Annotated in this window: 12 protein-coding genes; 11 read left to right on the forward strand and 1 reads right to left on the reverse strand. The window is 41.2% G+C overall.

The window, feature by feature from the left end; genetic code table 11:
* Positions 1-6 precede the first annotated feature (6 nt).
* The 3 genes from glf (at position 7) to tagD (ending at position 3,128) form a co-directional block, all read left to right on the forward strand.
* Entirely contained in the window at positions 7-1,131 is a 1,125-nt protein-coding gene (gene glf, locus NQ503_RS07160) for a UDP-galactopyranose mutase (RefSeq protein ID WP_044924917.1), read from the forward strand.
* Positions 1,132-1,292: 161 nt separating this feature from the next.
* Complete coding sequence (locus NQ503_RS07165; RefSeq protein ID WP_117593549.1) at positions 1,293-2,690, forward strand: InlB B-repeat-containing protein; 1,398 nt, start codon at positions 1,293-1,295, stop codon at positions 2,688-2,690.
* 27 nt (positions 2,691-2,717) lie between these two features.
* Complete coding sequence (tagD, locus tag NQ503_RS07170; protein ID WP_005422533.1) at positions 2,718-3,128, forward strand: glycerol-3-phosphate cytidylyltransferase; 411 nt, start codon at positions 2,718-2,720, stop codon at positions 3,126-3,128.
* Positions 3,129-3,143: 15 nt separating this feature from the next.
* On the opposite strand, the gene NQ503_RS07175 is transcribed toward tagD, so the two are convergent.
* A complete protein-coding gene (locus tag NQ503_RS07175) occupies positions 3,144-3,968 on the reverse strand; it encodes a polysaccharide deacetylase family protein (protein WP_044924897.1) in 825 nt (274 codons plus the stop codon).
* Positions 3,969-4,504: 536 nt separating this feature from the next.
* Here NQ503_RS07175 and eno point away from each other — a divergent pair.
* The 8 genes from eno (at position 4,505) to NQ503_RS07215 (ending at position 12,075) form a co-directional block, all read left to right on the forward strand.
* The gene (gene eno, locus NQ503_RS07180; protein WP_022389007.1) at positions 4,505-5,833 is read left to right on the forward strand and encodes a phosphopyruvate hydratase; all 1,329 of its coding nucleotides are present in this window, start codon (positions 4,505-4,507) and stop codon (positions 5,831-5,833) included.
* A gap of 137 nt (positions 5,834-5,970) precedes the next feature.
* Positions 5,971-6,210, forward strand: coding sequence for a preprotein translocase subunit SecG (secG, locus tag NQ503_RS07185; RefSeq protein ID WP_022389006.1), 240 nt, complete (start codon positions 5,971-5,973; stop codon positions 6,208-6,210).
* Positions 6,211-6,280: 70 nt separating this feature from the next.
* On the forward strand, positions 6,281-8,338 hold the full coding sequence (gene rnr, locus NQ503_RS07190; RefSeq protein ID WP_259893474.1) for a ribonuclease R: 2,058 nt from the start codon (positions 6,281-6,283) through the stop codon (positions 8,336-8,338).
* 13 nt (positions 8,339-8,351) lie between these two features.
* Positions 8,352-8,819: an SsrA-binding protein SmpB gene (smpB, locus tag NQ503_RS07195; RefSeq protein WP_022389004.1), complete on the forward strand. Its 468-nt coding sequence runs from the start codon at positions 8,352-8,354 to the stop codon at positions 8,817-8,819.
* Positions 8,820-8,963: 144 nt separating this feature from the next.
* Entirely contained in the window at positions 8,964-9,929 is a 966-nt protein-coding gene (locus NQ503_RS07200) for a hypothetical protein (RefSeq protein ID WP_005422548.1), read from the forward strand.
* 43 nt (positions 9,930-9,972) lie between these two features.
* Entirely contained in the window at positions 9,973-10,668 is a 696-nt protein-coding gene (pyrH, locus tag NQ503_RS07205) for a UMP kinase (RefSeq protein WP_005422549.1), read from the forward strand.
* A gap of 47 nt (positions 10,669-10,715) precedes the next feature.
* Entirely contained in the window at positions 10,716-11,267 is a 552-nt protein-coding gene (frr, locus tag NQ503_RS07210) for a ribosome recycling factor (RefSeq protein ID WP_005422551.1), read from the forward strand.
* A gap of 85 nt (positions 11,268-11,352) precedes the next feature.
* Entirely contained in the window at positions 11,353-12,075 is a 723-nt protein-coding gene (locus NQ503_RS07215) for an isoprenyl transferase (protein WP_082246477.1), read from the forward strand.
* Position 12,076: the final 1 nt, after the last annotated feature.

Raw genomic sequence — 12,076 nt, forward strand, 5'->3', positions numbered from 1 at the left:
GTCATTATGAGTAAAAAATATGATTATCTGGTAGTTGGTGCAGGTTTATACGGAGCAGTATTTGCGCATGAAGCAAAAGAAGCCGGAAAGTCAGTGCTGGTGATTGATAAACGCCCGAATATTGCTGGAAATGTGTTTACAGAGGATGTAGAGGGAATTCATGTGCATAAATACGGCGCGCATATTTTCCATACAAATAATAAAAAAGTATGGAATTATATTACTCGCTTTGCAGAGTTTAACCGCTTCACAAACAGCCCGGTTGCAAATTATCATGGTGAGTTATATTCTCTGCCATTTAATATGTATACATTCAATAAGATGTGGGGAGTAGTAACTCCGGAAGAAGCGGCAGCCAAGATTGAAGAACAGAAAAAAGAGGCTGGTATCACAGAGCCGAAGAATCTGGAAGAACAGGCAATTTCCCTGGTAGGAAGAGATATTTTTGAAAAGCTGATCAAGGGTTATACAGAAAAGCAATGGGGTCGTGACTGCAAAGATCTCCCGGCTTTTATCATCAAGAGACTTCCGGTCCGTCTTACATTTGATAACAATTATTTTAACGCATTGTATCAGGGAATTCCGGTTGGCGGATATACCAAAATGGTTGCCAATATGCTGGACGGAGTAGAAGTTCGCCTTGGAGAGGATTATCTGGAGAAAAAAGCAGAATACGATGCACTTGCTGAAAAAGTGATCTATACGGGTCCGATCGATGCATATTTTGATTACCAGATGGGATATCTGGAGTATCGTTCGGTACGTTTTGAGACAGAACTTCTGGATAAGCCGAATTTCCAGGGAAATGCAGCAGTCAATTATACAGACAGAGAGACTCCATGGACAAGGATCATTGAGCATAAATGGTTTGAATTTGGAAAAGATGATGAAGGAAATGATCTTCCGAAGACAGTGATCAGCCGTGAGTATAGTTCTGAGTGGAAACCGGGAGATGAACCGTATTATCCGGTGAATGATGAGAAGAACGGTGCTCTTTACAGCAAATACAGAGAGCTTGCCCAAAAAGAGAAAAAGGTTGTATTTGGCGGCCGTCTGGGAGAGTATAAGTATTATGACATGGATGCGGTGATCGCATCAGCACTGGACATGCGCGAAAAGGAACTTGGCTAAGGATTGATTTGCCAAAATGTGACAAAAATGTAAAATTTAATTTAAAAATACATTGCATTGCAGGAGGAAAACTGTTATAGTGGACTCACAGAGCGTTTGTGCTCTGTGAGTTGTTATTATGCAGAAACAAAATGGAGAGTTTAAATACGAGGAGTGTCTTTATGAAAAGAATTACAGCAATCTGGAAACATACCTTTCTTCTGATCGTGATATTGTCAGCTGTCTGTCTTTTGGGGAATACACAGAAAGTATCAGCTGCATCTTACAGTGAAACGACCTGCAAAGTGATTTTTGCAAATGCAAAAGGACAGACTGCAGGTTTTTATCATAATCTTGCCAAAACTGTTGAGGAAGGAACAGTAATTCAGCTTCCGGAGATAAACAGGGATGGATATCAGGCTTACTGGGTAACAAAGATTGAAGGAAAAGAATATAAATATAAAGCCGGACAGAAAGTGACGATCAATCAGACAACAAAGTTCTGCCTGAATTTATATAAAGAATATACGGTCCGATTCTACACGGCAAATGGCAGAAATGAATATACAAGTCTTCGCAAGACGGTTGTAGCGGGCAGCAGAATCAAGATGCCAACTGGTAATTCAAATGGAAACTACAAGTTTGCCGGATGGGCAACCAAAGTCGGCGGAAGTGTCTCTAAGAAAAAGGGCGCTACTGTAAAGGTGAAAAGTAATCTGAAGTTTTATGTGGTTCAGCAGAAGGTTTCAACATCAGGTGTAAAATTATACAAATATGATGGAACCTATTGGAAGACTGTCAGCAATACAAATGGTAAGGCAACTTTTCCGGCAGTAAGTCTGGGAACGGGAAATATGGTTCTTGGATGGTCAAAGACACAGGGAAAGAATACATTGTCTTCTTCTGATTATAAGGCAGGAGATCGTATTCCAACCAAGAATGGTAAGTATTACATGGTCATTTTTGGGATGTCTATGGATCGTGCTCCATCTGTGATCACAAAAGCAACAAAGTTTGATAAGGTATACTGTGTTGGAGATTCCAGAACAGCAGATACAAAAATGGCTCTGGGAGTAGCTGTACCTTCAAATGTGGAATTTATAGCCAAGTGGGGAGAAGGCCTTTACTGGTTCAAGAGTACCGGATACAGACAGCTTCTTAGTTCTGTATCAAAACAGCCAAAGAATTCGAAAAAAGCAGTGATCATTAATCTTGGTGTCAATGATCTGAATAATGGTAGGGCTTATGTAACTTATATGAAGAAGGTTGCAGCAAATCTGAGGAAGTATAATTGTAAGATGTATTATCTTTCTGTAAATCCTGTAAATAGTGCAATGATTAAAAGTGTTGGAGGAAAAGCAAGATCAGAAGCTCAGATTGCATCATTTAACAGAACCATTTACAAAAATTTGTGTTCAGGAAAGAATAAATCATTTACGTATATTAATTCCTGCACAAACCTTCAGATGAAAGGCTGGATAAGCAACAGACATGATATGGGTATTTATGATGGTCTGCATTATTCAAATGCAACATATCTTAGAATATTCGATTACTGCATGAGATATCTGAATCGCTAAGAACAGGAAAAGAGAGGAACGGCGTAAATGAAACGTGTTATCACATATGGAACTTTTGATCTGCTCCACTATGGACATATCAATTTACTGAGAAGAGCACGACAGCTGGGGGATTATCTTATTGTAGGTCTTTCAACGGATGAGTTTAACTGGAATGAGAAACAGAAGAAATGTTATTTTTCTTATGAAAAAAGAAAACAGCTGCTGGAGGCAATTCGTTATGTAGATCTTGTTATTCCTGAGGAGAACTGGGAGCAGAAGAGAACGGATGTGAAAGAGTATCATGTGGATACTTTTGTAATGGGAGATGACTGGAAGGGAAAATTTGATTTTCTGAAAGAAGAAGGATGCGAGGTGGTATATCTGCCACGTACTCCGGAGATTTCTAGCTCACAGATTAAAGAAGATCTCCATACAAAAGAAAGTAAAAACGATTGATAAACTGGCCGGGGATTAAGCCCCGGTCAGTTCTTTTAATGAGCAAAAACGATAGCCCATTTCTTCCCATTTTGTAAGCAGGTCATCCAGGATCAGGCCATTTGTAGAGGAAGTATTGTGCAGAAGGACAATGGCACCAGGATGAATGCGCCCGAGAAGTTTTTGAAAGGCTTCTTCCCTGGAAGGCTGCTGATTCTGAATCCAGTCTACATATGCAAGGCTCCAGAAAAAGGTGGAATATCCCAGTTCTTGGGCCATGGCCAGGTTTGAGGTACTGTAGATTCCCTGAGGCGGTCGGTAGAATTTTGACATTTTTTCACCGGTGACAGATTCGTAGAGTTCTTCCACGCCATTCAGTTGTTTTAAGAAATCATCTTTTGAAGAAATGCCTGACATATCAGGGTGCGTCATTGTGTGATTGCCAACTGTATGCCCTTCAGAAACCATGCGCCGGATCAGATCAGGATTGTCTGAAATGAAATTACCTACAACAAAAAATGTGGCAGGGGCCTGATGTTTTTTCAGAGCATCGAGGATACGTGGAGTATTTCCGTTTTCATATCCGGCATCAAAAGTGAGGTAGATTTTTCTTTCGTTGGTATCTTCCGCATAGTAGGCATGATACTTGCCAAGAGCGTTGATCGTGGCATTCCCGACAGGACGTTCGCCCTCCTTTTGGAAACTGAGTCCCCAACTGGTGGATTCAGATAAGAGAGAAGCGGATGTTGCCTGAGTTTTCTGCCAGGAATGCAATTTACCTGCCTGCCCACCCAGAATAAAGGCGCCGGCAAGAAGGAAGAGTAATCTGGGAATGAGTGGATAATTATGAGAAGAAGACATAGTATCTCCAATAGAAGATCTTGAAAGAATATATGCGAAAAGGCAAAAATTTAGAGCCATCAGATGATTATTTTCTGGTGGCTCTTTTAATGTTCAGTGTCCAATGGAACTTACCTCCTGAGTTGTTTTAAAACATTTGGAATTAAATGATTACGTTCTTGGTGGTCCGTACCTCTCTTTCATAAATTATAAAGGAAATTCATTTCGTTTCTGGTGGTCTGTACCTCGCTTTCCTGAATTATGGGAAATCACTTATGTTTTCGGTGGTTTCACGCTCCTTTTATTTATTTTGTAGTTCCTTTTGTTTTATGAATTTACTATAACAGATAATAAGAGATATGTCAATGAGAAAATTGAAAAAAATAAGAAAAACAAATAATAAATTGTAAAGTTATATAAAAATATATAATTTACAGAAAATAATGAAAAAGGAAGTATGGTATAGAAACAGACAAAAGGGAGAAAATAAAGAGTATCAGTTGGTGTGAAGATACTGAGTAATGATAACAATAATCAAATATGAAGGAGGTAAGTGCATGTTTCGTTATCTGCCTGTTCGAAAGATTCAAGCAAGACAAGTGTTGGATTCCAGAGGAAACCCGACCGTAGAGGTAGAAGTTACTGTAGGAGAAGGAATTGTTGGGATAAATGGATATACAGCGAGAGCAATAGTGCCGTCAGGTGCATCGACCGGGAAATTTGAGGCAGTGGAACTTCGCGATGGAAAAAAAGGCTATTATACAGGTTTGAGTGTGGAGAAGGCGGTAGAAAATGTAAATACGAAACTGGCAGAAGCAGTTATTGGAGAAAATGCACTGGATCAGAATCGGATCGATCAGATTCTGATTGACACGGATGGCACAGATAATAAGAGCAATGTAGGAGCAAATGCAGCACTTGGTGTTTCGATGGCGGTTGCAAGAGCGGCTGCGATGGCACTCAGAATTCCGCTTTATCAGTATCTGGGAGGCTGCCATAGTAAAAAAATGCCGGTACCGATGATGAATATTCTGAATGGGGGAAAACATGCAGATAATACAGTAGACCTTCAGGAATTTATGATCATGCCGGTGGGCGCGGAAAAGTTTGAGGAGGGAATTCGCATGTGTGTGGAGATCTACCAGATACTGCGAATTATTTTGAAAGAAAGGTTCCTGTCTACTGCGGTAGGAGATGAAGGCGGATTTGCACCGGATCTGGCAGACAGTCAGGAGGTTCTGGCATTAATTGTCCAGGCTGTGGAAAAAGCAGGATATAAACCGGGAGAAGATATTCTGATTGCGATAGATGCAGCGGCAAGTGAATTGTATGACGAGAATCTGAACTGCTATTATTTTCCGGGTGAGAGCCAGATGAAAGGAAAAGAGGTTTTAAGAGACAGCGGTGAAATGATTGCATATTATGAAGAACTTGTCAGAAAATTCCCGATAATCTCCATTGAAGACGGACTTCATGAGGATGACTGGGAAGGCTGGAAAGAGATGACCGAACGGCTGGGAAAAACGGTACAGCTTGTAGGGGATGATCTTTTTGTTACAAATATCAAACGACTGAAATGTGGGATACAGCTTCATGCGGCGAATGCAATTCTTGTCAAGGTGAACCAGATCGGCACGTTGAGTGAAGCTATGGATGCAGTAGAAATGGCACAGAATGCAGGCTATCGTGCAGTAATCTCACACAGATCCGGTGAGACAGAAGATGCATTTATCGCAGATCTGGCAGTTGCAACCGGTGCAGGCCAGATCAAAACCGGAGCACCCTGCAGATCGGATCGAAATGCAAAATACAATCAACTGCTCAGGATTGCAGAACAGCTTGAAAAACAGGCAGTTTATGAGAATCCATTTGGCAGGGAAGGGTGAAAGAGCGGGCTGTTTACATGCAGCCCGCAAATTGTTTTTTTGAAATGGAAATTTGAAATGGAAATGACTAAAAACAGTTGAAATCGAAGAATGGTTATGATAGAATGAATTCTAGTTGATTAGGAGGTGTAACCGAAGTGCAGATTTTAAGAACTATTCTCACTGTTATTTTTGCCATAGATTGTATTGCGCTTACCGTTGTTGTACTTATGCAGGAAGGAAAGCAGCAGGGACTTGGTGGAGCGATTTCCGGAGCAGCGGATTCCTACTGGGGAAAGAACAAAGGTCGTTCTATGGAGGGTGGACTTGTGAAAGCTACCACAATTATGGCAGTGTTATTTTTTGTACTGGCAGCAGTTTTGAATATGAATTTTTAAGAATTGTCAGAAGGAAACACTCTTGTATAAACACAAGAGTGCTTTTTTTTCTCATAGCAAAGGAGTATACGTGAGTAAGAAGAAAATCTGGGAAAAGAAAAAAAAGAAAAAATTTTCCAAAGAGAAAATATCTGTAAAACCAAAGAAAAGGGATATAAAAGCCCTCAGTAAGCTGGGACTGATCAAAGAAGGAACTTTTATCGGTAATCATAAGGGCTTTGGTTTTGTAGAACTGGAAGAGGAGGAAGATGATATCTTTATCCCGGCAGATCATACAGGGACTGCAATGCATATGGACCGTGTCCGGGTACTCCTCAAAAATGAAGCCAAAACAGGGAAACGCAGAGAAGGTACTGTAATAGAGATTCTGGAACGTGTAAATAAAGAAATCGTTGGTACATTCCAGAGGGAGAGGGATTACGGTTTTATTCTGTGCGATAATCAGAAGTTCTCAAAGGATATCTACATTTCGCCTAAGAATTCCAAAGGGGTTCGCGATGGAGACAAAGTTGTTGCAGAGATTATAGATTATGGGAACGACAGGAGAAAACCGGAAGGTAAGATCGCAGAGAATCTTGGAAGTATGAATGCACCGGGAACGGACATTCTTGCAATCGTTAAAAGCTTCAATATTCCGTCAGAGTTTCCTGTAAAAGTTATGAATCAGGCCATGCGGGTACCGGATCATGTGCAGGAGGCTGACCGGGATGGCAGAACGGATCTGACACAGCTTATGACAGTTACAATCGATGGTGAAGATGCAAAAGATCTGGATGATGCAGTTTCTCTTACAAAAGAGGGAAATATATATCATCTGGGTGTGCATATTGCAGATGTGAGTAATTATGTACAGGGAGGAAGTGCACTGGACAAAGAAGCACTGAAAAGGGGCACCAGTGTATATCTTGCTGACAGAGTCATTCCAATGCTTCCGGAACGGCTGTCTAACGGAATCTGTTCATTGAATCAGGGGCAGGACCGCCTGACTTTAAGCTGCCTTATGGATATTGATGAGAATGGTACAGTAGTTGCTCATCGGATTGCAGAGACGGTTATTCGAGTGGATCGTCGTATGAGTTATAATCAGGTCAGATGTATTCTTGAAGATGGAGACACTGAGACAAGCAGAGAGTATAAGGAATTTGTGCCAATGTTTTTCCTTATGAAAGAATTATCGGCACTTTTGAGAAGCAAGAGACATAACAGAGGTTCTATTGATTTCGATTTTCCTGAAAGCAAGATCATTCTGAACGGGGCAGGACGGGCAATCGATGTGAAGCCATACGAACAGAATGTTGCTACACAGATCATAGAAGATTTTATGCTGATGGCAAATGAAACAGTGGCAAAAGAATACTGCCAGGGAGAATATCCGTTTGTTTACCGTACGCATGACAATCCGGATCCGGAAAGAGTGGAAAGCCTTCTTACGCTTCTGAGACACCAGGGGATTCAGGTGCAGAAAGCATGTGAGGAAATCACACCAAAGGAAATTCAGGAGATTCTTGAGCAGATTCAGGGAATGCCGAATGAAATGATGATCAGCAGACTGATGTTGAGAACGATGAAACAGGCACGATATACAACAGAGTGCAGCGGACACTTTGGGCTTGCGGCGAAATATTACTGTCATTTTACCTCTCCGATCAGAAGATATCCGGATTTACAGATCCACCGTATCATTCGTGATAATATAAGAGGCAGATTACAGCGAGAAGGAAAAACAGAACATTACAGGGAAATACTGGAACATGTGGCAGAACAGTCCAGCGTATGCGAAAGACGTGCACAGGAGGCGGAGAGAGAGTCTGACCGTCTGAAAAAAGCAGAGTATATGTCCTATCATCTGGGAGAAGTTTTCGAGGGAATTATTTCGGGAGTTACTGCTTATGGATTTTATGTGGAACTTCCGAATACAGTGGAAGGCCTCGTTCATATTACGGCACTGTCAGATGATTATTATGAATTCGATGAGGAAAACTATGAACTTCGTGGAGAGCTTACGAAGAAAGTTTACCATCTGGGGCAGAAAGTTACGGTCAGAGTGGCTGATGCAGATGCACTGAAACGAACGGTGGATTTTTCAGTAGTTGAAAACACTGTAGATGAGATGAGTCTGAACGAATAAAGGAGGTGTTTTTATGGCAAAAAAATCCGGGATGAAATTGATCGCAAATAATAAAAAAGCTTTTCATGACTATTTTATAGAGGATACTTATGAAGCAGGGATCGCACTTGTCGGCACTGAGGTGAAGTCGCTCAGAGCAGGTAAATGCAGTGTGAAGGAATCGTTTATTCGTGTGGAAAACGGGGAAGTATACATTTACGGGATGCATATCAGTCCTTATGAGAAGGGAAACATTTTTAACAAAGATCCCATGAGAGTCCGTAAATTACTTCTTCACAGATATGAGATCAACAAAATCGAAGGAAGTCTTCAGGAAAAAGGCCTGACTCTTGTACCACTGAAAGTATATTTCAAGGACAGTCTTGTGAAACTTGAAATAGGAGTTGCACGCGGTAAAAAGTTGTATGACAAGAGACAGGATATTGCGAAGAAAGATCAGCGGAGAGAGGCAGAAAGAGAATTCAAAGTCAAAAATCTGTAACTTTAAAAAAAGTATGAATTCGCAGACAATTAGTTGACAAGAATTTGATACTCTGTATAATTAAACTAAAAGATGACTATTCTGGTTACTGTGAACGGAGTGAACAGTAACCTATTCCGTGACTAGAATTAGGAGGAAATATATATGATCAGGAAAAGATATCTGGCAGCAGCCGGACTGTTGACACTGGCTGTTGTGGCAGCAGGATGCGGTAAGAAAAATGATGCAGGTTCTGTAGTACAGGCAACACCAACTCCGACCGAAGAAACTTCAGTATCCCCGACTCCGACGCCGGAGATGGTAAATATGGAAGAAACTGTTGAAAAGAATATCATGGGTGAGAAGACATCCACAGCATCAAAGGTGACTATTGTAAATCAGACAGGATCTGAGATTGCAGCGATCTATATCAGAGAGACTCCGTCTGATGACGCAGATGAAGACACCGCAGATGAGTGGGGTGATGATCTGGTAAACGGTATGTTTACACTGAAGAGTGGAGACAATGCAGTTTATTATTATGAAAAACCACAGTCAGCGTCAACCATATATGATATCAGAATTACGTACACAGATGAAGAAAAAAATGAATGTTTCTTCAGAAAACTGCCGCTTACAACGATTAAACAGATCACACTTCGTATGGATGGAAAAGATGAAGATGCGATTCCGTATGCAACCTATATGACGGCAAACAGTACGAAGGAAATCTCAACACTGAATGATGTTAAGAAGAGACTCGGTCTGGAAACAGATGAGGACAGTGATTCTGTGACACCGACTCCGACAGAGGCACCGGATGATTCCAATAATTCTAATAATTCCAATACAGATAATCCGGATCCGACGACGGCACCATCGGATAACAATGGCAACAGCAGCAATAATAATCCAAGCAGCGATGATCCTACAAATTCCACGATTCAGACAGCAGAGAAATATATCGGTATGTCTATTGATGACCTTGTCGGAGCCGTAGGGGATTCCCAGTCTTCCGAGTATGACGATGACTCTGCTACCGGAACAACTGGATATTACTATTATCCGGATTTCACAGTTTCCACATCCGTAGATGAAGAAGGAAATGAAATCGTTACAGGAGTTTGGTAGAGATAAACAATGCTGTGGCATTGCGGGAAAGGATAAATGATCTATGAAAAGAATATTACTGAAATTAAGTGGAGAAGCTCTTGCCGGAGCCGAAAAAAAAGGATTTGACGAGGCAACGGTTATTGCTGTTGCAAAACAGATCCGTGCGGTTGCGGAAGAAGGAACACAGATTGGTATTGTGATCGGTGGAGGCAACTTCTGGAGAGGTCGTACAAGCGAGACGATCAATCGTAACAAAGCAGACCAGATCGGCATGCTTGCTACTGTGATGAATTGTATTTATGTATCTGATATCTGCAGATATCTGGGACTTAAGACAGAAATCTTTACACCATTTGTATGTGGCGCATTCACAAAACTTTACTCAAAAGATGCAGTAGAAGAGGCATTTGCAGAAGGCAAGATTCTTTTCTTTGCAGGAGGAACAGGCCATCCGTATTTCTCAACAGATACAGCTACAGTTCTGCGTGCTGTTGAGATCGAAGCAGAAGCAATCCTTCTTGCAAAGGCAGTAGACGGTATTTATGACAGCGATCCAAAACTGAATCCGAATGCTGTGAAATACGATGAGATTTCTATTGAAGAAGTTGTTGATAAAAAACTTGCAGCAATGGATCTTACTGCATCTATTATGTGCCTTGAACAGAAGATGCCGATGCTGGTATTTGGCCTTGAAGAAGAAAACAGTATTGTAAATGCTGTACATGGTAAATTTACAGGAACAAAAGTAACTGTATAAGAGAATTCTAAAAAATAAAATATAACCGGAGAAGGAGAATTCGACAAATGGATGAAAGAGTTCAGAAATATGAGCAGAAAATGACAAAAACACTGGATGGCTTTGAGGCAGAGCTGACTACGATTCGTGCAGGACGTGCAAATCCGCATATCCTTGACAAGATCACAGTAGATTATTATGGCAGCCCGACACCACTTCAGCAGGTTGCGAACATTACTGTACCGGAAGCAAGAATGATTCAGATCCAGCCATGGGAATCCAGCCTGATCAAAGGCATTGAGAAAGCGATCCTTACTTCAGATCTTGGACTGAATCCGAGCAACGATGGTAAGATCGTGCGCCTGGTTCTTCCGGAACTGACGGAAGAACGTCGTAAAGATCTTGTAAAAGACGTAAAGAAAAAAGGAGAAGCAGCCAAGGTTGCTGTTCGTAATATTCGCCGTGATGCAAATGATGCATTTAAGAAGCTGACCAAACAGGATGTTTCTGAAGATGAAGTAAAAGATCTGGAAGATGCAGTACAGAAGCTTACAGATAAGTTCATCAAGAAGATTGATGCTGCGGTTGAGGTGAAATCAAAAGAAATCCTGACAGTATAAGAATTGTGCAATTGTCAGATTGGAGGGAGAGGGAGAGCCGGAAAGGGCTCTCTTTCTGTTCGCTCTGCAGGATGAGAGGAGAAACATAAATATGGAAAATATGAAAGTTCCGAATCATATTGCGATTATTCTCGATGGAAATGGCAGATGGGCAAAGGCCAAAGGAATGCCGCGAGGATATGGACATATCAAGGGTTGTGCAAATCTTGAACAAATCTGTTATGATATCAAAGATCTTGGTGTGAAATATCTTACGGTATATGCTTTTTCAACAGAAAACTGGAAACGCTCCAGAGAAGAAGTAGAAGGACTGATGAAATTGTTCCGCAGTTATCTCAAAAAATGTATGAAGAGTGCGGAAAAAAATCATATGCGAGTGAAAATCATCGGAGATCCGACTGCGTTTGATCAGGATATACAGGACAAGATCAGGAAACTCGAAGAATTTTCAAAAGATTACGATGAATTATATTTTCAGATTGCATTGAATTATGGAAGCCGCGATGAGATCACCCGTGGAATGCGTAAACTTGCACAGGATGCAGCTGATGGAAGATTGAATCCGCAGGAAATTACGGAGGACACGATTTCGGGGTATCTGGATACAGCAGGTGTTCCGGACCCGGATCTGTTGATCAGAACCAGCGGAGAACAGAGACTGTCCAATTTCCTTATGTGGCAGCTGGCATATACAGAGTTTTATTTTACAGATGTTGCATGGCCGGATTTTCATAAAGAAGATCTGATCAGAGCAATCGAAAAATACAATGGAAGAGACCGCCGCTATGGAGGCGTGAAGGAGGAATAAA

The organism is Blautia obeum ATCC 29174, assembly GCF_025147765.1.
Lineage (GTDB): Bacteria > Bacillota > Clostridia > Lachnospirales > Lachnospiraceae > Blautia_A > Blautia_A obeum.